19 protein-coding genes and 3 tRNA genes are annotated in these 25,749 nt (G+C 50.7%); 17 read left to right on the top strand and 5 right to left on the bottom strand.

The features are described from left to right. Positions 1-132: 132 nt before the first annotated feature. Together VF399_11335 and VF399_11330 are read right to left on the bottom strand one after the other, a co-directional pair. Positions 133-1,284, bottom strand: a complete 1,152-nt coding sequence (locus tag VF399_11335) for an AI-2E family transporter (GenBank protein ID HEX7320931.1) — start codon at positions 1,282-1,284, stop codon at positions 133-135. A gap of 181 nt (positions 1,285-1,465) precedes the next feature. Next, the gene (locus VF399_11330; GenBank protein HEX7320930.1) at positions 1,466-4,012 is read right to left on the bottom strand and encodes a TonB-dependent receptor; all 2,547 of its coding nucleotides are present in this window, start codon (positions 4,010-4,012) and stop codon (positions 1,466-1,468) included. A 554-nt stretch (positions 4,013-4,566) separates the two neighbouring features. Here VF399_11330 and VF399_11325 point away from each other — a divergent pair. The 3 genes from VF399_11325 to VF399_11315 are packed head-to-tail and all read left to right on the top strand — an operon-like array spanning position 4,567 to position 7,983. Beyond that, entirely contained in the window at positions 4,567-5,874 is a 1,308-nt protein-coding gene (locus VF399_11325) for a peptidyl-prolyl cis-trans isomerase (GenBank protein HEX7320929.1), read from the top strand. Next, positions 5,871-6,710: a peptidyl-prolyl cis-trans isomerase gene (locus VF399_11320; GenBank protein ID HEX7320928.1), complete on the top strand. Its 840-nt coding sequence runs from the start codon at positions 5,871-5,873 to the stop codon at positions 6,708-6,710. Before VF399_11325 ends, VF399_11320 begins: the two co-directional genes overlap by 4 nt. 25 nt (positions 6,711-6,735) lie before the next feature. Continuing rightward, positions 6,736-7,983, top strand: coding sequence for a peptidylprolyl isomerase (locus VF399_11315; protein ID HEX7320927.1), 1,248 nt, complete (start codon positions 6,736-6,738; stop codon positions 7,981-7,983). Between the two features lie 6 nt (positions 7,984-7,989). Here the strand turns inward: VF399_11315 and VF399_11310 are convergent, their stop codons facing one another. Continuing rightward, on the bottom strand, positions 7,990-8,331 hold the full coding sequence (locus VF399_11310) for a hypothetical protein (protein HEX7320926.1): 342 nt from the start codon (positions 8,329-8,331) through the stop codon (positions 7,990-7,992). A gap of 102 nt (positions 8,332-8,433) precedes the next feature. On the opposite strand from VF399_11310, the gene VF399_11305 reads away from it, so the two are divergent. The 4 genes from VF399_11305 (at position 8,434) to VF399_11290 (ending at position 14,344) form a co-directional block, all read left to right on the top strand. Further along, entirely contained in the window at positions 8,434-11,163 is a 2,730-nt protein-coding gene (locus tag VF399_11305; protein HEX7320925.1) for a M1 family metallopeptidase, read from the top strand. Positions 11,164-11,493: 330 nt separating this feature from the next. Then, positions 11,494-11,567: transfer RNA gene (locus VF399_11300), tRNA-Pro, on the top strand. A 352-nt stretch (positions 11,568-11,919) separates the two neighbouring features. Next, positions 11,920-12,783, top strand: a complete 864-nt coding sequence (locus VF399_11295; GenBank protein ID HEX7320924.1) for a FlgD immunoglobulin-like domain containing protein — start codon at positions 11,920-11,922, stop codon at positions 12,781-12,783. Between the two features lie 13 nt (positions 12,784-12,796). Continuing rightward, on the top strand, positions 12,797-14,344 hold the full coding sequence (locus VF399_11290; protein ID HEX7320923.1) for a hypothetical protein: 1,548 nt from the start codon (positions 12,797-12,799) through the stop codon (positions 14,342-14,344). 77 nt (positions 14,345-14,421) lie between these two features. Here the strand turns inward: VF399_11290 and VF399_11285 are convergent, their stop codons facing one another. Together VF399_11285 and VF399_11280 are read right to left on the bottom strand one after the other, a co-directional pair. Then, positions 14,422-15,252 carry an MBL fold metallo-hydrolase gene (locus VF399_11285; GenBank protein HEX7320922.1) on the bottom strand — a complete coding sequence of 277 codons (831 nt, stop codon included), beginning with the start codon at positions 15,250-15,252 and terminating at the stop codon, positions 14,422-14,424. Positions 15,253-15,259: 7 nt separating this feature from the next. Further along, complete coding sequence (locus tag VF399_11280; protein ID HEX7320921.1) at positions 15,260-15,964, bottom strand: hypothetical protein; 705 nt, start codon at positions 15,962-15,964, stop codon at positions 15,260-15,262. Positions 15,965-16,058: 94 nt separating this feature from the next. Between VF399_11280 and VF399_11275 the strand changes: the two genes are divergently transcribed. From VF399_11275 to VF399_11230, 10 genes are all read left to right on the top strand, one after another. After that, positions 16,059-16,133: transfer RNA gene (locus tag VF399_11275), tRNA-Asp, on the top strand. Between the two features lie 22 nt (positions 16,134-16,155). Next, entirely contained in the window at positions 16,156-17,142 is a 987-nt protein-coding gene (locus VF399_11270) for a DUF6588 family protein (protein HEX7320920.1), read from the top strand. A 235-nt stretch (positions 17,143-17,377) separates the two neighbouring features. Beyond that, positions 17,378-17,459: transfer RNA gene (locus tag VF399_11265), tRNA-Leu, on the top strand. 193 nt (positions 17,460-17,652) lie between these two features. Next, positions 17,653-18,867: a trigger factor gene (gene tig / locus VF399_11260; GenBank protein HEX7320919.1), complete on the top strand. Its 1,215-nt coding sequence runs from the start codon at positions 17,653-17,655 to the stop codon at positions 18,865-18,867. Then, positions 18,842-19,459, top strand: a complete 618-nt coding sequence (clpP, locus tag VF399_11255; protein HEX7320918.1) for an ATP-dependent Clp endopeptidase proteolytic subunit ClpP — start codon at positions 18,842-18,844, stop codon at positions 19,457-19,459. Before tig ends, clpP begins: the two co-directional genes overlap by 26 nt. Next, complete coding sequence (clpX, locus tag VF399_11250; GenBank protein HEX7320917.1) at positions 19,453-20,670, top strand: ATP-dependent Clp protease ATP-binding subunit ClpX; 1,218 nt, start codon at positions 19,453-19,455, stop codon at positions 20,668-20,670. Before clpP ends, clpX begins: the two co-directional genes overlap by 7 nt. Further along, positions 20,667-21,407 (top strand): hypothetical protein, encoded by a 741-nt coding sequence (locus tag VF399_11245; GenBank protein HEX7320916.1) that lies wholly within the window; start codon positions 20,667-20,669, stop codon positions 21,405-21,407. Before clpX ends, VF399_11245 begins: the two co-directional genes overlap by 4 nt. Beyond that, positions 21,404-23,095: a diguanylate cyclase gene (locus VF399_11240; GenBank protein ID HEX7320915.1), complete on the top strand. Its 1,692-nt coding sequence runs from the start codon at positions 21,404-21,406 to the stop codon at positions 23,093-23,095. The genes VF399_11245 and VF399_11240 overlap by 4 nt, the downstream gene beginning before the upstream one ends. Further along, a complete protein-coding gene (locus VF399_11235; GenBank protein ID HEX7320914.1) occupies positions 23,079-24,236 on the top strand; it encodes a HAMP domain-containing sensor histidine kinase in 1,158 nt (385 codons plus the stop codon). Before VF399_11240 ends, VF399_11235 begins: the two co-directional genes overlap by 17 nt. Next, positions 24,233-25,741, top strand: a complete 1,509-nt coding sequence (locus VF399_11230) for a bifunctional response regulator/alkaline phosphatase family protein (protein HEX7320913.1) — start codon at positions 24,233-24,235, stop codon at positions 25,739-25,741. Before VF399_11235 ends, VF399_11230 begins: the two co-directional genes overlap by 4 nt. Positions 25,742-25,749 lie beyond the last annotated feature (8 nt).

The raw sequence follows: 25,749 nt of genomic DNA, 5'->3' as shown, positions 1-25,749 counted from the left end.
TCCTTATATGTCATTCCGCACTTGATGCGGAATCCAGGCTTTTTCATTTTCTTTTATCTTCTGGATTCCTTCTTCCCGCTTATGCGGGGACAAGTTTACTCCTGCGGAAGCAGGGGCGGGAATGACAAAATCTTACAGATTCAGGCCCAAAAAATAATTCAAGTATTCGCGCAGGAAGATCGCGACCGGTACGGCGATGATCACGCCCCAGATCCCGAAGACCGCGCCGCCCAGCACGAGCACGATCATAACCACGACCGGGTTAAGGCGCGATGCCCGGCCGACGATCAAGGGTCCCAGCAGGAAATTTTCCAGGAGCTGTTCGCCCAGGTAGACCGCGCATATTTTCATCAAGGCAGCCCAAGGAGAAGGGCTCAAAGCGCCGATCAGGATCGCGGGCAGGAAACTCAGGATAAAACCCACGTTCGGAATGATATTTGCCAGCGCGGCCACGATCGCCAGCAAGAGGTAATATCTTATCCCCAGGATCCACAGGCAAAACCCGACGATCACGCCGACCACGAGCATCAGCAGGAGCTGTCCCCGGAAAAACTTGGCGAACGATATGTTCAACCGGCCGATGAATTCACTGACCTGCGCCTGCTCGTCCGCGGGGAACAGTTCTTTAAACCAGAGCGCGATCCTCTTGCGGTCGGCAAGGAACAGGTATCCGGAGAGCGGTATCAATACCAGATTATACAAAATGATGACCAGATCCCGGATGCCCTTGCCGATCTGCCCGATCGTGATGAAAAAACCGCTCAGGATATTGGTCAGCTGGTCAGTGACGGTATTCGCGATCAGGTCCGGATCTATGCTGATCCCAATGTTGGATAATTTAGCGATGATAAGCCCCAGAAGGTCCTGCACGTACTGGATGACATCTGGGATCCTGCTGATCATGACCTGGACCTCGTCGACCAGCCCGAATATGACCATGAAGATGACCAGCGGGATCACGACAATGAAAGGAATGAGTACCGCCAGGATCGCGACCGCATTGGGCACGCGCCGCCTTTCCAGCCAGTTCACGGCCGGCGCCAGTATATACGAAAGCCCCATACCGATTATGAAAGGAACGAGCAGGGAAAAATAATGAAAAACGAAATAACAGAGAAAGAGCAGAAGGTTGATAATGAAAAACGGCCGGATATTGCTTTCTTCACGGTGATACCAGAGTATCGTCAGTACGAGCACGATCAGCCAGATCGGATCGAAGATCTTTGAAATAATAATGAAAGCCGCGGTGATCAGAATGGTGATGTAGAGGATGATCCTTTCCATGAATAAATATATACAATCTCTATATTAAATCAAGAACCACGCATGAAAAAGAATTCTTGGCTAAATCGTTAAATGGTTAAATAATCGAAAATAATATAGTTAAATATTTAACCATTAACCAATTACCAATAACCATAACTGCATCCATGCCGAATGGCTTATGTCTTCCAGTCCAGATGGATCAAAAATTCAGCGTTATCCCCACCCTTGCCCGCCGCGGCGCGGAATTAACGTTAATCCAGGCTTGTTGGTTATAAAATCTCCACATGTCTTGATGCGCAGTATATTCTTCCCGGGGAGTGATCACGCCGTCATGGTTAAAATCCACGGCCGGGTGATAATAGGGCGCATCCATGGTCATGTAATCATCAAGTTCCTCGGCCCTGGGAGGTGAATACATATAGATCGAACTGTACGGAGTCTTCTGGTACCTGATATCCAAAATATTAATGACCTCGGCCAGCGCGTTCACCGTGAACCGGCCGATCCTTATGGGCGCGGTCACGACGCAGTCGATTTGTTTCTGCAGTTCTGAACGCGGGGCGTTTGAAACCTTGTTTTCGGCGTTTGGCTCGGCATAGGGAAAACCAAAACCGACATAACCAAAAAGGTGCAGTTTGACCGCCATGGGCAGACTGAACGTGCCCTGCGCCAGGAACCGGTGGCGCTGGTCAAAGTCCAGGTCATACTCGTCGGCCGAAGGGATATATGTCGTATCGCGCCAGTAATCGTCATGGACTTCAGCGGCATAGGAACTCGTGCCCTTTGCCCAGGATAACGTGTACGATATCTTGCCGGTGAACACGGAATTGGAATAATCAAGGATTGTTTCGATGCCCTTGGCGCTGCCATATTCGACATTGAAGTAAGACCAGTAGATATGAGCTTCATTTTCTATTGCTCTTGTCCCGGTCAAACCGGTTATGTCTTTATAAAACGCGTTGCATGTGATGTTCATATTTTTGCGGATCGCGCCCTGACATCCGACTTCATAACTTGTTGTTTTTTCCGGCTCCAGATTGGGATTACCGATGATTTTCATGTAATACCACACCCAATCAGGATATGGCAGCTGCAAATAATACCTATACATGCAGTCATACAATGGCGGCTGGGTATACCTGCCGACATTTGCCCGGAACAAGAATTTTTCGGTAACTAAAAAAGAGAATCCCAGCCTCGGTGAAATATTGGATTTTGGATTCACACCTGGGATCTTGCTGGAAAAATAATCATATCGGCACCCGATCTTCGCATACAATCCTTTATAGTCAATGTTATCTTGAAGATAAACCGAAACTTCTTCGGGTTTGTAATTCCATACATCAACGATCGGATCAAGCGTATCATTGCTGACCCAATAAGTGAAATTATCGAAGATATTGCAGGTATATTCCAAGCCTCCTTTGATCTCATGATACTCGTGGATATCCAGCACTGTGCTGGCATTGGCTTTAAAGACCTGCGATGACCGGTCGCGGTACTCATAATAATCAGCGTCATAAGGTACATATGCCCGACGCACTCCGAAGGGGTTATTTATGCTGCCGGCTCCGATGAAAAACTCCAGGTCGCGGTAATCCTTAAACTCAAAATCTTCGAACAAACCGTAATCTTTGTATAACCTGACACCGTAAACATATCTGGAGTACAGCCGGCTCAAGGTCAGGTTGAAGAGTTTGCGCGAATCCGGCAGATAATTCAAATTAAAAGCCTGCAAATTCCCTTTTTTCAGATCTGAGCGGAAACGCTCAAGATGCATACGCCAGTGATACCCGTTATACAAATCAAACTGGGAATGGGATTGTGCTCCGCTCAAACTCACCCTAAGTTTGCCCGAAGGTGCCATTACCCACTTGCCATACAAAGCGTAATCATCCCGCTGTTTGTGCGGTAATAATACCAGCCTGGGCTGCCAGTCATCCGTGTGCATCATGTCCAGTGAAATCAGCGCTTTCGATCGCAAGAATGATGGTAGATGCATGATTGCCTGCGCGTTCTCATAGCCGAAATCATAATATAGCGGCATGACCCGCTCGCTCTTGCCCGATGCTTCCGCTTTTAATCTACCGATCGGGTTCTGCGTGATCACATTGACGACGCCGGACATGGCACGACCGTACTCGGCGTCAAAGCCGCCCGGTAAAAAAATTATCTCCTCGACGACGCTCTTTGAAAGGTTGATCGCCGGTTCGCCGGTGAGCGGATCAATGATCGAGACATTGTCGATAAGGTACGCGACTTCGGTCGGCCTGCCGCCCCGCACGTGCAATGACGTATCCATGAGGGCGACCGACGGCTGGAACTGGATCAGGCCGGTCGTGTAATCGATGGGCAGGGTGCGAATCTCCTCGTTTCTGATAATATAGGTCGTGCCGGTCCAGTCCTTTTCAATGTCTTTTTGCTTATAAATAACGCTCACCGGCGGCATCTCGATCAGCGCCGGCTGTAAGCTGACCGACAGCCTGGAAGTTTTATCGACCTGAACCATGACCTTTTTTATATGCTTGGTTTCGTATCCGATGCAGGATACTTCCACATCGTAGGAGCCGGGCACAAGGTTTAAAATGGCGAAATAGCCTTTATCATCCGCGGCCGCGCCGATACCCGTGCCCGTGATGACAATGTTCGCTTCGGGAATGGGTTCGCCGGAATCCGCGTCATTGACCACGCCCTGGATCTTACCGGTGGTCCCGGCGAATATGACAAGCATGAGCAGGTTAACCATCTTTACCCTCTGCTTACATTATAATATCAACGCTTCCATTGTCAAGAGCTCAGCCCTATGTCATTCCCGTGCAAACGGGAATCCAGACTTTTTTCCGTCATTGCGAGGAATCCCGAGTTTATCGAGGGAGACGAAGCAATCTTATGGGCCTTTCACCCCCACCTTTATCCTCCCCCCTTGAGGGGGAGGGTTAGGGTGGGGGGTGTCATTGCGAGTGATCTTCGTGCGAAGCAATCTCAGCCGTTCATCAGTGGTTTACCGTTCGAGCGGACCTGTCTAGAGCGTAGTCGAGAGCGTCGAGAACCACCTTAACTAGTGCAAAAATTCGAATTTATAGACTTGTGAAAGTCGAGTATTTACAAATCACCCCCACCTTTATCCTCCCTCCCACAGGGACACCAGTTATCCCTCACCCCTACCCTCTCCATTTTTAAGGGAGAGGAATAAGGTGAGGGTTTAATCTTTAATGCTGCCATCAAGGGGGAGGGGAATTGGAAGACGGGGTTGACTTTATGCCGAGATTGTGTATAATTTCGGTCAAGGAGGCTTACATCATGAAATACTTAAAATACGTTTTCGCACTGTGTTTGGCATTATCGATTTTTGCCAGTTGTGTCGACAATAAGGTCCTGCTTACGATCAATAAAGAGCAATACACGGTCGATGATTTTAACAGCCGTATCCAGTTCGCTCCTACCGACGATTCGATAAAAAGGACCGAAAAGATCAATGAATTCGTCAATCAGATGCTTGTGATCTACGCGGCGCGGGAACAGGGGTATGAAAAAGACCCGGTTGTGACCGCGGCTTATGAAACGAACCGCAAAGATATCATCACCCGCGGTTTTTACGAGGCACAGGTCATCGACAAGATCAAGATCTCGGATTACGACGCGAAGAAATTGTATAACCAGTACATGGACCAGTACCACCTTGCGCAGATAGTGCTGCCCAGTGAATCGCTGGCAACGTTCCTGGGGAAGGAACTCAAGCGCGGGATCGAATTCGATTCGCTCCTGAAATATTCGCTGGACACTTTAACGGCGAACGGCGACATCGGCTCTTTTTCCGCGCTGTCGCTGCCGCCCGAGATATTCGAAGCGGTGAAGAAAGCAAAGCTCGGTACTACGACCGAACCCATCCTCTTCGGCGAGTACTTCTATATCCTGAAGGTTATCGAACACAAGAAGGCTGATACCCCGAAATTCGATGACGTCAAAGAAAGCATCAAGAGCTCACTTTTGCGCGAAAAAGCCCTGGAACTGGGCGAGAAATTTACGACGGCGCTCATCGACAAGGCCCACGTGGAATATAATGATGAAGGGTTCGCGAGTCTTTTAAAACCAGATTCGTTGATCACCGACAAGGACCTCGATACCTGGATCGTGAAAAAAGTGACCGGCAAGGATACGAACATCGTCAGGGTCCGTTCGATCATTGACGCGGTCCGTTACCAATACCAGCGTTCCAGCATCGACCCCAAGATCCTTGTCCAGCGCGCTCTTCTTCCGGACCTGCTCTACGAAGAAGCCGTCCGAACGAAAGCCGAAAATCTGCCCAAGATCAAGAACGACCTGCGCAGCGCCCTGAACACGCTGCTTTACCAGAAGTTCTATTCTGACAATGTTCTTGAAAAGATCGTTATCGATTCCGCGATGGTCACTAAATACTTCAAAGATCATCCGGAAACCTACAAGGATAAAAAACTCCAGGACGTATACACTCAAGTCTCGTCAAAGATCCGTGAAAATACGATCGCATCCCTGCGCGAGACGCTCTTTACCGAACTGCGGGCGAAGTACAATCCCCAGTTGAACGAAAAAGCGGTCAGCGAATTGATGTCAAAGAAGGAGGAAAAATGACACCGAGATCTTTTGTGCGTACCGGGCTCATTGCCTGCCTGATGCTCTGCGCGGTCATCACGACATGCACAAAAAAGAGCACCGACATACTGGTCCGGATCAACGGTTCGGTCCTGACCGTTGATGAACTTAGAAAATACGTTCCCGAATCAGAGCTCAGCAAGCTTTCGGACGACAATATCAAGGCCTTTCTTGACAACTGGGCAGAACAGGAAATACTGTATCTCGAGGCCCTGAAAAAAGGCATTGATAAGGAAGATTCGGTGAAACTGGTCATTAGCCAGTATCGCAAGAACCTGCTGGCAATGGAGATCGTCCGCCGGGAGTTCGGCGGCTCGGCCGTGGGCGAACAGGACGTCAGGAACTACTTCGACCTGCATAATGACGAATTCCTGTACGCGGTCAAGCTCGGTCAGATCGTCCTTCAGAACTATGAGCTTGCAGCGCGGACTTTGGCGGAGATCAAATCAGGTGCGGATTTCTTCAAGATCGCCAGGGAACGCTCCCTGACCAGGCTTGAGAACCCTGCCGACCCGAGAGTGGTCACCGATTACATCCCGCGCGGCAGTCTTGGTGATTTTGCCGTCGAGGAGCAGATCTTCAAGATGCAGCCCGGCGAATTGTCCGGCATCATCCCTTATGTCCAGGGAACCTTTCTTATCGTGAAGATGGTCGACAGGAAAAAAATGTTTTCCAAGGTCGATTTCAACACGTACAGTTCCCAGATCTACAATTACCTGATGTCGCAGAAATACCAGGAATTCCTGCGCTCCTATGTAGACAGTCTTAAGACAAAATACAAGATCACGGTCGACCTGGCGCCGCTCAAGAAATAAGGATACAACACCGGGGGATCCAGCGATGCCGATGCTGATCGCACTCCTGTCTATTGTTTTTGGCGCGCTCGCCGACCAGGTCGCCGCCATTGTCGGTGATGATGTCATTCTGGAAAGCGAGGTCGCCGCCAACTCGGCGTACATCGCCAGCGATCCGGCCGCAAAGACCATGTTCGGGACCGATGAGGAGATCAGGACCTATGTCCTCAACGAGCTCATCGCCAGCCGGCTCATGGTCGTGCAGGCGGAAGTGGAATCGATCGGGATCTCCAACGATGAGCTGCAAAGCCGCGTAAAGACGATCATCGAGAACATCAAGCAGAATTTCCCGTCGGAGGCCGATTTTTATAAGTGGCTTGCAGAACGCGGGATTACCCTTGAGGAGATCAAAAAGAACGCCGAGGAAAGCCAGCGGACAAAGATGCTAATGCAGGAACTGATCATGAAAAAATGGGGCACCAAGATCATGATATCGCCGATCGCGGTCCGCCGGTTCTACGACCAGAACAAAGATTCGATCGCGTTCATGCCGGGCCGGATAAAGCTCGCCCATATCCTCCTTGTCATCAGACCGGGCGAGGATGCCCTGAAAAAGCAGTTCGACCGGGCTATCGAAGTATACAAACTGATCTTGGCCGGCGGAGATTTCAGCGTCATAGCCCAGGAATTTTCCGAAGATGAAAATTCCAAGCGGCAGGGCGGCATGCTTGGCAGGATCAAGAAAGGCGAAACGCTCGAGGAATTTGAAAAGGTCATTTTCTCGCTCAAACCCGGGGTCGTTTCGCAGCCGTTCCCCACTCGCCTCGGGTACCATATCGTGGAAGTGCTGAACAAAGGACCAGACTGGGTCCTGGCACGGCAGATCCTGCTCACGGTCGAGACGACAAAAGCCGACACTATCCGTGTCGCCAACCTGGCCCGCCGGATCAAGGAACAGATCGAACAAGGCGCGAATTTCGACAGCCTGGCAAAGATCAATTCAATGGATCCTAACGTTGACCTGGGCGATTTTTATGTGAACCAGCTGACCCCGCCGTTCGACGAAGTGGTAAAAGACCTGGCCCAGGGTCAGGTCAGCGAACCGATCCTAACGCCCTACGGTTATCACCTGCTTTATGCCCGGGAAAAGACGCCGGAGAAGCATCTTGAATTCGACGAACTGCGGGAACGGATCTACCAATACCTGTATGAACAGGAACTGCAAAAACACTACGACCGGCTCATTGAAGAACTCAAACAAAAAACTTACGTAAAGATATTCCCGCTCCAGTAACCGGACTCAGGCCTTAAGCGCCATCCTTACCTGACCAGAACAACAGATCTGGTTGAAATCACCGGCCGCAGCGCAAAACATATAGATACCCGGCATGGTGATCGTATCCAGCGGCGTCCAGCTTGGCAAGTAACCGCCGTCGCTCGCCCATAACCATACTCCGCCAGGATTGCAGTGCGAGACGATGTCATAAATGCTGTCGTTGTTCACGTCAACGATCTCCGGATAATAACTTTGGCCGGGCATTACCAGAAGGTTTTGAGGGATCCACTGGGCAAAGGATAGGTTTACCGAGCATATAACAATGAACAACAGCGCGCATGCGTTAATACCGATGTTTTTATTCATGAATTGCCTCCTTTTCCGGATTATAACCACTGATTCACGGGATGTCAAGTCCTGCGGCGGGATACCCTTGAATATTCCAATCAAATCCGTATAATTAACGCGATGATCCTGATCCTGGTACTGGCCGCGGCGTGGCAGCAGTACGTCTCTTATGCGATCAGCGCAGACCTCGACACCGAGCGCAAGTTTTTGAATTGTATAGAGTATGTCACATATCACAATAATTCACCCTCTCCCCTGGACACGATATACTTCCACCTGTACCCTAACGCTTTTCGCGATGATAACACCACATTCGCCCGGGAAATGAAAAAGATCTCCTTCTCAACGATAATGGATGTACCGGTCAGGGATCGCAGCTTCATAGACATCTACGGCATCACCGCAAACGATGAGTCCCTGTCCTGCTTGATCAATGAAACGATCATGGCCGTAGCCCTGTCCGGAACGCTGATGCCCGGCGATTCTTTGACCATGCGTATAGATTGCGGCGTTAAGATTCCGCGCATTACATCGCGGATGGGCTACCGCAAGGATCACTTTGAGATGTCCCAATGGTATCCAAAACCGTGTGTTTATGACCAGGCCGGATGGCATAATGACCCATATCACGCGCTGGGCGAATTTTACGGTGAGTACGGCCAGTTTGACGTATCGATCGAGCTGCCCGGCAATTACGTGATCGCGGTCACGGGTGAACGGGTGGATTCAGCCGACGTGGAATTCACGCGTTCACTGATCCGTGATGATATAAAACCACCTTCGGCCGGTCGCAAGACCGTGCGGTTCAGCGCCGAGAATGTCCATGATTTCGCCTGGGTGTGCGACCCTGATTTTCACGTCGAGCAGACGATGGTCGGTGATATTTCGATCGACGTTTTTTTTACGGCTAAGGACCGTAAAAAATGGAAGAACGCGTCCACGTATGCGGTCGACGCGGTCCAGCGTTACGAAAGATGGTTCGGTCCTTACCCGTACAAAACCTTGAGTATCGTGGATGGATACGCCTCCAGTGGCGGCGGCATGGAATATCCCCAACTGGTCATCATTGGCTTAGACGAAGATCCTATCACGCGCGTTTTCGAACAGGCCATTGCCCACGAGATCGGCCACCAGTGGTTCTACGGTGTGATCGGCAATAACGAGACCGACGAAGCCTGGCTCGACGAAGGCTTCACCACTTACGTCGAAATGCGCTATTTTGAAGATAAATATGGCGAGCAGGGATCGTTGTTGAAATCGCCTTTCCTGCCGCCGCTCACCGAACCATATTATCAGCGTTTATTTTATTACCTCACTCAAACGAACGGCCTTGAGAAACCGGTACTCACACCCAGCTACGAGTTCACTGAACTCCCGCTGGCTTACGTTAATGCCGCGTATGCCAAACCCGGTCTGATGCTGAAAAATCTCGAGGGCATGCTCGGACGCCCGATGTTCGACAGCATCATGCGGACATATTACGGGCAGTACGCGTACAAACATCCATCGAGCGCTGATTTTATCGCCGTGTGCGAATCGGTCAGCCAGCAGGACCTGCAGCCGTTCTTTCATGGTTTTCTCAATACGACCGAGTTCTGCGACTGGTATATAAAAAGCGTAAGCGGAGGCACGGTCGAGATCGTCAACCGCGGCGACGTCCCCGTGCCGGTCGATGTATTCATTGAGACCGAGCTTGGCGGCCAGATCTACCACGTCGATGGGCACGATAAGACAATGATCATCGACTGCGCACCCGCAAAAAAAGTCAAGCGCGTCCACATCGATCCCTACGGCTACGCGCTCGAGACGAATTACTACAATAACTATTATCCCCGGCGTATTGAAATAAAACCGATCCTTGCCCTGCCGTCGTTCGATGCCTACCAGATCTTTTATTGCCCTTACCTGTGGTACAGCGATGACAACGGCTTCACGCCCGGTCTGTACCTGGCGGGTGCCGAATTCATTGATTTTGACTTTGTCAAGGGTCGTCACCAGTGGATCGCGGGTCTTATTTACGGCACAAAAAGTAGAAGATTCTATCCCAATTTCAGCTACCAGACACCGGTGATATTTAAAAAGGGCTTGCGCTCGCGGATCTTTGCCCAGTATTCTAATTCCCATAATGAGGACAAGATAAAAGGCGGTTTTATGACCAACCTGGGCATCCCTTTCTCAACCCAGAGATCGATCGCGATAGAAAATAACCTGGCTTACTACCGTCTGAATTCGTTCGATTTTGTGGATTCTCTGGACTGGGATCTGGGCGAGAATATGATCCTGGACAATTCTGTGAAGGTCATCGCGAAAGATCTGTCCGTAGTTGTCTCTTTATCACTGACCGACCGGTCCGTGAACGGCGATTACACCTACGCGAAGGCTTTTCTTGAAGTATCGACAATAAAATCGGTCCCGATACCGGTCCAGGCCCGCCTGTTCTGCGGAAAGATATTTGGCACGGCTCCCCGCCAGGAGCAGTTTTTCCTGGCCGGGAAACTAAGGATATCGCAGCTGGCAGACCTCGTGTTCAGCCAAGAGGGCTACCTCTCGCCCCAGGAACACGTACATATTACCGGCGATGGCAACATGAACGGCTATCAGACGCAGCATATCAAGACCAGCGAACTGTACTGCATTGGTTTGGAACTACCGCGGAACATCCCGTTCCGTTTATTCGGAGATTACGGCATATATCGTGATCAAACCGCAGGCGACGGAAGTCTGCGCGACGCTTACGACGCGGGGTTGAAGATCGCAATCGGTCCGGTCTCTGTTAATTTTCCGTTCCTGTACAAAGACCTCGCGACCAGCCAGCCGCACTGGACCATCGACTGGTCCATCGGTTTTTAATTCCACGGTGCTGTCATTCCCGCCCCGTATCAGACAGAGTACGGGGTAAACTCCAGCGGGAATCCATTTTTTTTCACCTGTCATTCCTATTCCATATCATGGTACGGGATCAATTCCAACGGGAGTCCATGTATTTTGCCTCCCAATCTTCCATAATATTACCTCTCCCCTTGTGGGAGAGGGTAAGGGTGAGGGGTGTCTATAAAACTGAATACCGTTCGAGCGGACTTGTCTCGAGCGTAGTCGAGAGAGTCGAGAACTTCCTTTCCTTGACACATGCTGAATTAGGTATATAATAATCAAGGTACTGGATCTGTAACCTGAAGTTTACGGGGCGTAGCGCAGCGGCTTAGCGCACATGGTTTGGGACCATGGGGTCGTGGGTTCAAATCCCTCCGCCCCGAATTGAAGGCGTATGGATTACAGAAGTCGTACGGGGATAAGTTAGGGTAGTCGCGGGTTCCCTGTTTCTTTTATCTAATGAAGGTAGAAACAGGATCTGCGTCCCGCACAAGTCGTGCGGAACTCGACAAATCCCTCCGCCCCGATGCTGCTGTTGTTTGCAGCAAACGGGATTACCACCGTTCTGTCATTGCGAGCGACCGCAGGTCGCGTGGCAATCTCAGATTCTTCGTTTAGCTTCACGAAACTCAGAATGACACTTGAATCTGTCATTCTGAATGAAGCGAAGAATCTAAATTTGTTTATTGCTGTAAACAATATATGCTGAGATCGATTAAACAAAAAAGAGGTTATATGAAATTCAATATAAAAACTATGGTAGTATTAATATTTACCAACCTTTGCTTTGCCCAGTACACCGCTGAATGGACCAGCCCGAACCTCGGGCAATACGGATGGGGCGGTGCCTATGGCTTTGATATTGACGCAGATAACCTGGTCGAACTGGAAGCGCGTTCCAGCAGCGCCTTCATGTTCTACAATGGCAATTACACTTCCGCCTGGACAATATCATTTCCCGGGTATGACTACCTCAATGTGTTCCACCCCCGCGATATCGACGGCAACGGCATGCTCGTTCCCTTGACTACTGATAATGATGCCGCGGGCGAACTTGTCATCGCAGGTTATTATTATTCCAGTCCTTCTTATTACGGCAGATTCAGGGTCTACGATGCGTCAACGCATACCCAGGAATACGAAAGCCCGCTGATAACCGGATTCTACGGAAACGGGACCCTTGAGGACCTGGACGGCGACGGCCGTGATGAGATCATTATCGTACGTTACGGCAGCTCGAGCGATTCCTACGTGGTGGTTTACGCTTATACCTCGGGGGTCGAGGATCAAAAAGGCACTTATGCGATAAAATCCGCCGGCAGAATCTACCCTAATCCTGCCTCGGGCAATACCAATGTCACGATCCCCTTTAATGTAGCTGCCGAAGAAATCTCCGCTCCGCTCAAGGTAACTATCTATGACGCGGCGGGTCGTCTGGTAAGAACATTGCTCGATAATACCACAGCAGCCCAGGGCAAGTATCAGCTTGTTTGGGACGGCTCAGATGAAAAAAGTATCCAGGTCTCTTCAGGCAGTTATTTCGTGCATATTTTAAAAGGCAATAAAGACCATGTTCAAAACATTAAATATATTCGCTAAAAAAGGAGATTGCATGAATACTAAACCATCAATTTTGATTTTGTTAACAGCAGCAATTACATTGTCTTTTGCCGCTGATTATTCCCGGATCCCACTGCTTCGTTGGGCAGGCCCGCCAGGCTCGCATCCGGAAACGTATGAAGACTGGATCAACCAGCACCCTTATACAACCTTCTCGTGGTTACAGGACCGATTTGTTCAGGGCGACGGACGGCAGGGCAATGTTGTTATCATCTGCCAGCAGAGCATCGCCGCGGCGCTGATCGGCGCGCTCGACCAGCTTACTGACAACCTTCAGTATGAAGGCTACACGATCTACAGTTTCCAGATGACGGGAGGCACGCCCGAATCGCTCCGCACTTTCCTGCAGAGCCAGTATAATACAAATAACATCGAAGGCGCGTTGTTGGTCGGAAGTCTGCCGGTCGCATGGTTCGAGGTCGCCGATGACTTCAACACCTATGGATACGCGGATTTTCCCATGGACCTGTATTACATGGACCTCAACGGCACGTGGCTGGACACGATGGCGGCAGGTAACGGTAAATTCGACGGTCATGAAGGCGAGATCAACCCCGAGATCTTTATCGGACGCTTGACACCTACCGGGATCGGCACGGATACCGTGACTTTAAAAAATTATTTCCGAAAGAACAACGCTTATCGCTATGATACTCTAGCGCTCCAGCATCAGGCTTTAGTCTTTTGCGACGATGACTGGAACTACTGGGGGCCCGAATGGTCGGCAAACGTCTCTCTGCTCTATCCTGATACAATGAATTACTGGGATAAAGAGACCACGCGCGCGGCGATCTACCGTGTCAAGCTCAACACGCCCATGGCCTGGGTCGCGCTCTTTGCCCACTCGTCGCCCAACCTGCATCAGTTCGTCTACAATAACGGCGGCAGCTATGACTACTACTATTCCTCTGAGTACGCGTCGCAGAACCCCCCGGCTAATTTCTACAACCATTTTGCATGCTCCTTCTCGCGCTACACCACAAGTGGGTATGGCGGCGGCCAGTCGATGTTCAACCAAAGCTATGGTCTGGGCGAAGTGGGTTCGACAAAAACCGGCAGCATGCTTGAATTTTATTACTTCTATGAACCGCTTTCACAGCAAAAGACGTTGGGAGAAGCGTTCAAGGACTGGTTCACATATATCACATCGGACGGCGTGACTTTCGATGAGCTATGCTGGCATTACGGCATGACCCTGCTTAGCGACCCGTTCCTCAAACCGACGGGCCATAATTACGCGGTCGCTGAACAGCGACAACAGGCGGCGGTTAATAACCGGCTCGTTGTCCGGGGCAACCCGTCTGGTAATTCCGTAGTGATCGAAATGAATGTATCGATACGCTCACCGGTCAACCTTGTCGCCTACAACAGCTTGGGCCAATCGGTCAGGACATTATGGTCGGGGATCTCAACGACCGGGAACAGAATAATTCAGTGGGATTTCAAGGACGATGCCGGCCGGCCGCTGCCTAACGGCGCTTATATATTGAAAGCCGACTGTAGTGGGAAAACGCACACGGTCAAGGTCGTGAAAATATAATTTAATATACTCACATCCTAAAAAATCTTATCCCCCTCTTATCCCCCTTTAAAAAGGGGGACGAAGGGGGATTTTGATTAGGTAGCTAACAGCTTGCTTATCTCGTAGTGTCTGCCGTCCTCGGCCGCAAGCACTTTGACCCCGGTTTCTTTCGTCAGCTGACGCGCGATGTTCCATGGACCAGCCCTGATAATGGTCATGCCAAAATGCGTGATGATGGCGGCTTTTGGTCTTATGCCTTTTATCAGTTCGACGCAGTCTGGCACGGACAGATGATCGATATCGGACGGCTCAAGCTTGATCAAGTTCATGATAATGATATCCGCCCGGTAAGCATCGATCAATTCCTTAAAAAAACGCGTATCCGTTATGTATGACACCGCATATCCGGCGTATCCCAGTTTAAAACCATACGTTTCGACGCGGTGATCGTGCCGGACAGGAAATGTGAATTCCAAACCGTCGAGCGTGAATGACAAACCCGGTTTTATGATCTTTATTTCCTTCATGAAATCCAGCAGGTAATTATAGATCACGCCGTCTTGCCCGAACGCGTCCTGCGGAGCCACCAGTAGCCCTCGCTTCTTAAAGCCACCCTCGGATAGCGCGTCCAGGTAGACATTGACATCGGCCGAATGGTCAATGTGCTTGTGCGACAAAATTATGCAGTCAAGCTTATCAGGCGTCACTCCCGGCACGTATGAAAGCAACCGGCACAGCGACTCCGGTCCCGGATCGACCAGCACGTTCTTGCCGCCGATCCTGAACAACATGCCGCCGGTCGCCCGCAGCTGCTTGGCGATGACAAAACGCGCGCCGCCCGTCCCCAGGAATGTTATTCCGTCGGGCGCTTTGAGCTTACCTTTCACTTTGGCTTTGCGCGGCTGCGAAGAAAATTGTTTCTTCAATGATCGGTCACTTATTTTTTAAGGTTTCCCCGCCGACCTTTTGTCGCATATCGGTCTGCAGTTGTTTTTCGAACCGGCCCAGCAGCTCAAGGAGATCCGCGATATCATGGAGATCATCGGGCAGTTCGTCAAGCATGACCTGCAATGCCTGTCGGGAAAGAGTGATGCTTTTCACGATGACGCTGATCGTACCGTCCTCTTCAGCCTTGCGCCATTCCCTTTCCAGGTCATCATCGATAAAGCCGGAAACCAGCCTTGCTGTTTTGGCTGGCAGCAGCGTATGATACCAAACGAAATCGCCCCATTCCTCTTCGATGCACTGGGGGATCCCTTCGTGCCGCTTTTTCTTTACCAGCGCGTGGGCGTCCATGCAGTACTGATGGGCCAGGCGGTATATGATATACGAATCAGGATCGGCTTTAGGGACCTCTTCCTCAGGGACCGCGCCGAGGTCGATATTTTCCTCTTCTGCCATTCTGGATATCATTTTACTGGTTTTTTCAAAGATCTCTTTCAGATCATCGGCAAAGACCTTGGGATCATACGGGTCCTCGCCCTTGACATAGTGTTCAAGCATGCGGTCACGGTCGTCCTTGTAGACGCGGCAGTTTTCCTGCTCGGCGCACCGTTCACAGCGGTAGTCGCAGTAATTGAATGGCGGTGACCTGGACTTTTTTCCCGTTGCTTTTTTCTTTTTTATTTTCTTTGTCATTTTATTTAAATAATATAATAAAATCACAGGCGTAGTCAAGGTCAAAGAATCGACTCCCCTTGACTAATATTCGATAATGAATATAATTGCGACAGGGGCCGTAGTTCAGTTTGGTTAGAACGCCTGCCTGTCACGCAGGAGGTCGCGAGTTCGAGTCTCGTCGGCCCCGCAGCTTTTAAAGGAGGTATGAAATGAAAACTCGCGCATCATTATCAGTTACATTGCTGGTCATTGGCTTTTTCTGCCTGACGCCGGTCATCCAGGCGCAGTCCTCGCTTGCCGAAAAGATCAAGAGCGTAAGCCAGAACCTGCTTGAAGGTTATACCCAACCCATAGTTACCGCATTTGGAACCGGGATCTCAACTGGTTTGTTCCATTCCGCAACCAGCCACAGTTTGCTCGGGTTCGATCTCGGCGTCCGCGCCATGTGGATCCAGATCCCCGAGATGGCAAAGATATTCAATCAAGCCGAAGTTGTCGTATGTTCGCTTGAAAGTGGTGTGCTCGTATACGACACGCTCTTTCTTGACAGCGTGAGCACGATAGTCGGACCGGATAACCGGACCGATGTACCGGCATCTGAAAATGCCCGCGGTATCCCCCCGTTTATACCCGGCGGCTTTAACGTTTCCGGTGTTCCCCTTGTCATGCCTCAGCTCAATGTCGGCCTTATGTTCGGTACCGAAGCAGCGATCCGATACATTCCTTATACTTATCAGGACACCCGGATACATTTCCTGGGTATTGGGCTCAAGCAGAACCTAAATTCACTGCCGTTCATGAAAACCATCCCGCTTCCCATTGACCTGGCGATCGGCGGCGCCATGCAGTGGTTCCACTTGATCGACTCCACCGGAACAGATATCCTAAGCAGCCAAACCTGGAACCTTCAATTCCTGGTATCAAAGAACCTGATCGTCTTTGAGCCTTTTATCGGGGTCGGCCTGGAAGGGACAAAGATCTACTTCCATTATAATTTTGAGTATGAGATCCCGGAATCCGGGGGAGGTTCCGTACCTCAAACCGAGGAAATAAACGTCACAATGTCAGCCCAGAATGAACACCGGGCAATGGCCGGTTTCACCCTTAAGTTAGGCATATTTTATCTTCACTATGACTACAATTTCCTTCAGGAATATCCTACGCATAATGGTATTATAGGAGTAACCCTCAGATAATTCTGCCGAGATTTCTGTATAATACAAGAAATCTTCGATTACAGCGATTCACTGATGATTACAGTGATGAAAACTGCCGAGATTTCAGCAAAAACCCCGAAATTCGGTTTACTTGACATTACAATCATTTAGGGTATAATTAGCATAAGATCGTTATACTCTGCGTTTGATGATCAGTTCTACATGGTTTTTAGCGTTCTGATCTGGCGCTTAAATCTTGAGCTGATGGTTTTACGCGAGGGTGGCGGAACTGGCAGACGCACTGGATTTAGGATCCAGCCCCGTAAGGGATGGGGGTTCAACTCCCCCTCCTCGCATTAAAGTAATGAAGATATGAGGTTATGAAGTTATGAGGCTGGGAATAGCAGAAAAAATGATAAAATGAAGATGGGAAGTTATGAAGTTGAGAATAAAGAAAATATTTAAACAAAAAAACTGTTTTTCATTTATTTCATACCCTCTTAACTTCTTAACATCCCAACTTCTGTCTTTTGACCAAGGAGGTCTTTTTTGGAATATGAGTTGAAAGTCGACAATGAATCTGAAAAGGAAGTGGAGATACTTGTCCCTGTCGAAGAACTTGCTGTTTTCATGGAACACGAGACGGACAAATTGCGAAAAGATACGTCGGTCAAGGGCTTTCGCAAAGGCCGGGTGCCCAGGGAGATAATTAAAACCAAATTCAAGGACACGATCAAAGCACAGGCCCTTAACGACCTGATCACCAAATACTACATTGAACTGCTCACGGAAAAGAAATGGCAACCCGCGGCTCCGGTCCAGCTCCTGAACATCGAAGAAGGCGATAAGATCAAATTTCAGATGCGGCTTGAGATCGTGCCTGCATTCACGGTGGAAAACTACATCGGGCTTGAGATAATCAAGGAAAAGCCGCTACCGCCTGAACACCTAATGAATGAAACGCTGAACAACATGAGGGAAAGGGCAGCTTTGATCCAGGAGGTGACGGGACAAGCCGCGGTCGACAACTTCGTCACCATGGATCTTGAGATCATCGAGAATAACCAGGTCAAGAGTTCTGAAAAGGACGTCATGATCAGGATCGGCGACCGGAACTTTCCGGACGAGATCAACCGCACGCTGGTCGGCGTGCAAAAGGGCCAGTATAAAGAAGCCCAGGCCGCGAACCAGATCTATAAAATGACAATAAAAAAGGTCGAAGAAAAGGTCCTGCCGAACATAGACGAAGCGTTTGCTAAGAATCTCGGGTTCGAGAGCCTGGAAACCTTGAAAAAACAGCTGACCGAAGACCTGCAGAAACGCGAGGAAATAAGGATCGAAGAGGAAATGAAAGAGTCCATCGCCCAGGTGCTCCTGGAACGGGTCCGTTTCAATACGCCCAAATCAATGATCAACAACGAGTATCAGGACATGATAAAGAGGAATAATCTCCCGGATTCCGACGCGACCAAGGAAAGATTCTGGGACATGGCGGAAAAAAGGGTCAGGTTCAATCTCATCCTCGACAAGATCGCCGTTTTAGACAATATCGCGATCGATGAATCAGAGATCCTTACCCTCATAGAGCATATGGGCATGAAACTGGACGACGATAACCGCCTTGACATCATTACGTATTTCCGGCGGATCATGACGCGTCAAAAAACCATTGAGCATCTTTTGAAGAACGGCAAGATCAGCGAAAAGGGGCGGATCCTTTCGCCCAAGGAGGCAAGCGATGCTAACCGTACCGTTCGTCATTGAGCAAAGCGGTCGCGGAGAACGGGCATATGATATCTACTCGCGACTACTGAAAGACCGGATCGTATTCATCGGCACGCCGATCGATGATAACGTTGCCAACCTTGCGATCGCGCAGCTTCTGTTCCTTGATGCCGAGGATTCGAACAAAGAAATATTCCTGTATGTCAATTCGCCGGGGGGTATCGTGTCATCCGGCCTCGCCATCTATGACACGATGCAGTACATAAAATCCCCGGTTTCCACGATCTGCATCGGCATGGCCGCCAGCATGGCCGCCCTGCTTATTTCCGCAGGGGCAGCGGGCAAACGTTACGGTCTTCCCCACTGCCGCATCATGATCCACCAGCCCGAAGGCGCTTACCAGGGCCAGGCATCAGATATCGCTATCCATGCGCGCGAGGTGCTCACGATCCGCGAAACGCTCAACAAACTTCTGTCCAAACACACGGGACAGAGCGTGGAAAAAATCGCGAAGGACACGGACCGCAACTATTTTATGTCCGCGCAAGAAGCAAATGAGTACGGAATAATCGACAGCGTGATCGTGACCAGGAAAGAAACAAAAGAAACGAAGGAAACCAAGGAATCGTGAAAAAGACGGTCTGCTCATTCTGCCAGCGGCCGCGAGCATCCGTAAAACGGCTGTTCCGCGGCAAACAAGCCTACATCTGTTCGGACTGCATCCAGCTGTGCCACGACCTGCTCAAAGACGAAAAAGAACCGCCCCCGCTGCAACCCTTCGTGCTGCCCAAACCATTGGAAATAAAAACATTCCTTGACCAGTATGTCATCGGTCAGGAACGGGCGAAGAAGGTCATCTCGGTGTCCGTCTACAATCATTACAAGCGGATCACGACCAAGAACAGCGATGTCGAGCTCCAGAAAAGCAATATCCTGCTGTTGGGACCGACCGGCACCGGCAAGACCCTGCTGGCGGAAACGCTTTCGCGGCTCCTGCACGTTCCCTTTTCCATTTCCGACGCTACGCCGCTGACCGAGGCCGGTTACGTGGGCGAAGACGTCGAGAATATTTTACTGCGTCTTATCCAGGCGGCCAATTACCATATTCCAAACGCGGAGATGGGCATCATTTATCTTGATGAGATCGACAAGATCGCCCGCAAGAGCGATTCGCCTTCCATCACCAGGGATGTATCTGGCGAAGGCGTCCAGCAAGCGCTGCTGAAGATCCTGGAAGGCACGGAAGCCAACTGCCCGCCGCACGGCGGCCGCAAGCACCCGGAGCAGGAATATCTGAAGATCAATACGCGGAACATTCTTTTTATCCTGGGTGGCACGTTCAGCGGGATCGAGGAGATCATTGCCCGCCGTCTTAAAAAAGTGACGATCGGGTTCGTTACCGACCGCTCCCTGGCCGACCTTTCCCATGACGAACTGATCGCACGGGTGGCGCCGGAAGACCTGATCAAGTACGGCTTGATCCCGGAGTTTGTCGGCCGCGTCCCGGTCATTGCGCCGGTCCACAAGCTTTCCAAAGAAGTCATGATGGAAGTGCTGGAGACACCCCGCAATGCCTTGCTCAAGCAGTACGGCAAGTATTTTGAAATGGAAGGCGTCAAGCTTGAATTCACGCCCGATGCCAAGGAAGAAATCGTCGAGCAAGCCATGAAATACAATACCGGCGCGCGCGCGCTGAGGTCGATCATAGAGCATCACATGCTGGATATCATGTTCAACCTTCCTTCGTTAAAAGCGATCGAGCGGTGCGTGATAACCAAGGATGTCATCGCTCGCGGCAAACCGCCCGAATATATTGAAAGCCAGAAAAAATTGGCCCAATGAACATCGCACAATCACTGTACATCCGCGCCAACAAAAAACGGTTTGTGAAGAACTTCAAGCCGATCGGCATTAAGAAAAGGGTAAATTACCTGGTTTCCCCGCCGGCTGCGACCACTGGATTTTTAACATGGCTGCCCTTTCTGGGCGAACTGCATTCGCTTGGTCACATCGTCATGCTTGCTTCCAGAAACCTGGAACCCATCCTCAAGATCGCCAAGCCGAACCTGTTCGAGATCATCTTCTATGAAAAATCCTTGACCGTCCTGACCAAGGAATTCGATCGCGCTAAAGCGAGCCTGGCCGGCAGGACATTCATATATCTGATCGAACTAAACAGCCCTGTCAACCTGAGCCTGCCGTTCTTGACCGACGTGGAACGCCGGATGACCTTCTTCGGCACCGGTTGTTTCCCGTATTACAATATACTGTTCAAGGACGATATAAAAGGGTTTATCAGCTATTTCCCCGTAAAGATCGAAGAGCCGGTCCACTATCTGAAGCTGCCGGTCGCGGAACTGAAAAAAATGAGCAAGGAGATCAACAAAAGACATCCGCTGCTTTTCGTAAACGGCCGCGCTCCCGCGTCGTGGGACGGCGATATGATCGTTCCCGACCGGAAACTCACATCCATGACCGATATCTACAGGCTGCTCTGTATCAGCGACGCATATTGCGGTGCCGATGACGAGCTCGGCCATTTGGCGAGGATACTTAGCAAACCGATAGTAACGCCATGATAAGTCAGCGGCAGCATTTTGACACGATCTTGACCGTTATCGATTCCCTTGACCTGTGGGACACGGACCTGGCCACGGTGACGGCGATCGTCAACCAGCTGCTGGCCAAGAGCCCTATCTCCCCGGTCGAGCAAAAGACGATCCTGACCCTGCTCGGGCTGATAACCAAAGCGGTCTCGATCCGCAAGGTCTCGAAGGACCGGATCATTGAATCACAGATCATAAACGAACTCAACCTGCACATCATTACCACTCTGGATGAGAAAAAGATCATCCAGCAGATCGAATCCGCCGCCCAGAAAATGCTGGCGACCAAGCAGGTGCTGATGTTCTACCTGGCCGAGGATAACCTGATCGGCACGGAGCGAACGCTGAGCCTGGAAAAGATCCCCGCCGAATTCTATTATCAGATCTTCAATTACCGTCATATATTCACTTCCGACTACCCCAAGCACCGCTTTCTTAACAAGGTTCTCAAGACCAAAACCCAGCAGGTAACGTTTGTGCCGCTTACGATAAAGAATGAAGTTCATGGTTTCTTTTTGCTGTTCGAAGATCCGCAGAAATTCAGCTGGAATACCGCGATCACCCGACTCAAATTCCTGGTCAACCAGGCGTCGATCGCGCTGGAGCGCGTCCAATTGATCCATGAATTGAACCGGGCGCTGAACGAAAGCCAGGGCCTGCAGACGCTGACCAAGATGATGATGTCGACGCTGGAGCTGCGCTCGTTCTTCAGCAGCCTGCTGAACCAGGTGCAGAAAATACTCGGTTTCGACCGGATCCTGCTGTCGCTGTATGACCAGCGCACCGAAACGTTCAACCGGGTGAGTCAGGTCGGCATCTCGGCGGACAAATACCGCAAGGCCCGGGACATCCACCCGCCGTTGAGCATGATCAACACGCTGCTTCAAAACCGCTTCCGGATATCCAATTCGTTTTACATACCGGTGAGCAAAACGCCGGACACCATTCACGAGTACGAGGTATATAAACACCCGCTCAAGACCAAGGAGCGCATTGCCAACTTCTGGCACAAGGGCGATATCCTGATCTCACCGATCTATTCCAAGAACCGGGAATTGCTTGGTTACCTGTCACTGGATGCTCCCGTCAACAACCTGGCGCCGTCATTGGAAAAGATCAAGCTTCTGGAAACTTTCGGGGATTTTCTCGGGCTGGCGATCGAGAACAACCAGTTGTTTGCCAAGGTCGAGGGGCTCTCCAACACCGACGAATTGACCGGCATTTATAACTACCGCTTCTTGAGAGACCGGATGGCGGACCTGGTGACGCGCGATGCGTCACCTTTTTCCATAATCATGATCGACCTGGATAATTTCAAGCAGTTCAACGACAAGTACGGCCATCTGCGCGGCGACAGGATCTTAAGGGAGATATCCGGCATCTTCGCGGTTGCGGTCGGCAAGACCGGTTTTGTCACGCGCTATGGCGGTGATGAGTTCATCATCCTCCTCCCCGGTGCGGGCGCCAGGGCGGCGCGATTGACCGTGCAAAACATCATCCGCCACCTGAAAAAAGATACGGCGCGGAACGTGACCGTTGATTTTTCCTTCGGCATCGCCACGTACCCGGTTGACGGCAGGAATTTCGGCGAACTGATCGATCACGCGGACCAGATCGTGTATCGCGAAAAATCAAAGAGACGCCATGAAGCTCGGCCATAAATTCACCTCCCGTACGCTGGCGATATATTTTCTGATCGGTATCGGACTCATGGGTATCGTCACCTACATCTATTCCAATTTTCTCATCCAGCGGATCCGGCGCGAAACCGAGACCACTTCCCGGATCTTCGCCAAATATGCTTCCGGACCGGGCATGGACGAAGAAGTCCTCCTTGAGATCCTGTTCCAGGAAGTGATCCAGCGGATCGATTTCCCGGTCATCCTCACGACCGAAAAGGGCGTCCCGTACTCGTCCCGGAATGTCGCGGATACCAGCCTCGCAACGGTCGTAAAAAAACTCGACCGGAACCAGATCCCGATCCCCATCGTGATCCGTCAGGGCGCAGATTCCACGGTCGTCGGTTACGTACACTACGGTCTTTCGCCGTTCACCCGTCTGCTGCAGATCCTCCCTTTTATCGAGACCGCTTTTCTGATCGCCTTCCTGTTCCTCGGTTTCTGGGGTTATTTGATATACCGCAAGAGCGAGGAGGAAAAGATCTGGAACAGTCTCGCCAAGGAGACCGCTCACCAGCTGGCGACCCCGCTCAGTTCGTTGGGCGGTTGGCTTGAGACGCTGAAAGGCAACCTGCCGAAAGATATCTACACCGGCATCGCCGAGGACACCGAGCGGATGAAGGAAGTGCTGGAGAAATTCTCGCGCATCGGCCTTCCGCCCCGGCTCGTGGAAAAAGACATGATGCCCATGGTCACACGGAGCGTTGACTACATCAAACGTCGCGCGCATGCCCAGATCGAGTTCGTTGAAAACTACGAACCGCTCCCACCGGCGTTATTTGACGATGTCCTCCTCGGCTGGGCGGTGGAGAACATCTTGAAGAACGCGCTGGACGCGATGGGATCGAGAAAAGGCGTTATCTCGATCAAGACGTATGCGAACGAAGGAGCGGTCATCGAGATATCGGACACCGGCGGCGGCATCAAGAAAGAAAAAGAAATTTTTAAACCCGGTTATACTACTAAAAAGTACGGCTGGGGACTGGGCTTGGTCCTGACCAGAAGGATCATTGAGGATTACCATGAAGGTAAGCTGATCCTGAAAAAAACCGGACCCAAAGGCACGACCTTTCAGATCGTGATCCCAGCGGCGGCATCTCAGCCGGAGAGGAAAAAGAAATGAAGCTTTTATGGATAGACGATGAGATCGATCTTTTAAAACCTTTCATTTATTTATTGAACCAGGAAGGATATGAAGTGAAAACCGCCACTTCCGGCGAGGACGGCGTCAACCTTGCTTCCAAAGAGGTCTTTGACCTTATCTTTCTCGATGAGATCATGCCCGGGGTCGACGGCCTGGAAGTTCTGAAGAAAGTGAAAACCGACAATCCCCAGCAGCTCGTCGTCATGGTCACCAAGAGCGAAGAGGAAAGCCTTATGAAACAGGCGTACGGCGGCTGGGTCGACGACTATATCACAAAACCGTTCAGCTTCAACCAGCTGCTTTCCGTGCTCAACCGCATCCTCAAACGCAGGTCGCTGATCATAGAAAAAATGGCGGAGGATTATGCCACGCAGTTTCGGGACCTGGGCCAGCCCAGTGACCACCATGAATGGATCGAATACTACCGCAGCCTGGTGGCCTGGGATACCAAGTTCCTGGAATTCGGCAGCAAGGAACTCAAGGAGATCCACGACGAGAGAAAACGGGAAGCCAACGCCGGTTTCACCAAGTATATCGAGTACAATTATAAGAATTTCATAAAAAAAGACAGCGTCTTGATGTCCCATAACGTATTCCCCCAGGTCATTTTCCCTCATCTTAAGGAAGGTCCGGTGTTCTTCGTGATCTTCGACTCGATGCGGCTTGACCAGTACATACGGCTCCAGCCTTTTTTCCGTGACTATTACGAGATCCAGACGCAATACTTCTATTCCATACTCCCCAGTGCCACGCCCTATTCACGGAATGCCATTTTTTCCGGCCTTCTGCCGCTCGATATTGTCCGGAAATACCCGCAGTACTGGCTGTTCGAGGAAAAGGGCCAGAACCGCTTTGAAAAAGAGCTCTTTACCGAACTGCTGAACCGCAGCGGGCTGCGGCTCAATTTTTCCTTCCATAAATTATCGACGATCGATGAGATCGAAAAAAATGTCCAGAAGATCGCCGGCGATACCAGCGATATCGCCATCATCATCATCAACTTCTTCGACCTGCTGCTCCATTCCATACCGGGCCGCGGTGACATGAAAGGCCTGCTCGATGACGAGCGCGTCCTGTTGAACCTCCTGAGCTACTGGTTCCCGCTCTCCCCGATCCAGGAGCTCTTCCGGCTGATCGCCAAAAGAAAAAGACCCGTCATCCTGACGACCGATCACGGCTTCATTCATGTACGACGACCTTCGATCATCTACGGTGGCCGGGAGATTTCCCCAAATTTGCGTTACAAGTACGGACCCGCCCTGCGGGTCGATGAAAAAACCGCATATATGCTCAACAACCCGGGCGATGTCGCACTGCCGGCCGAGAACTCGTCGGTAAGGTTCGCCATTGCCAAGGAAGACTATTATTTTATTTATGCCACCAAACCTTCCGAGTACGAAAAGGAATTCAAATACACGTTCCAGCACGGCGGCATATCGATGGAGGAAATGATCCTGCCCATCGGCACAATGATGCCGCGCTAAAACCCATG

This window comes from bacterium (assembly GCA_036382775.1).
Taxonomy (GTDB): Bacteria; Hydrothermota; Tepidihabitantia; order SM23-42; family JAOAFX01; genus DASVHD01.
The sequence above is the reverse complement of the archived record's forward strand: the minus strand, read 5'-3'. Positions and strand labels throughout refer to the sequence as shown.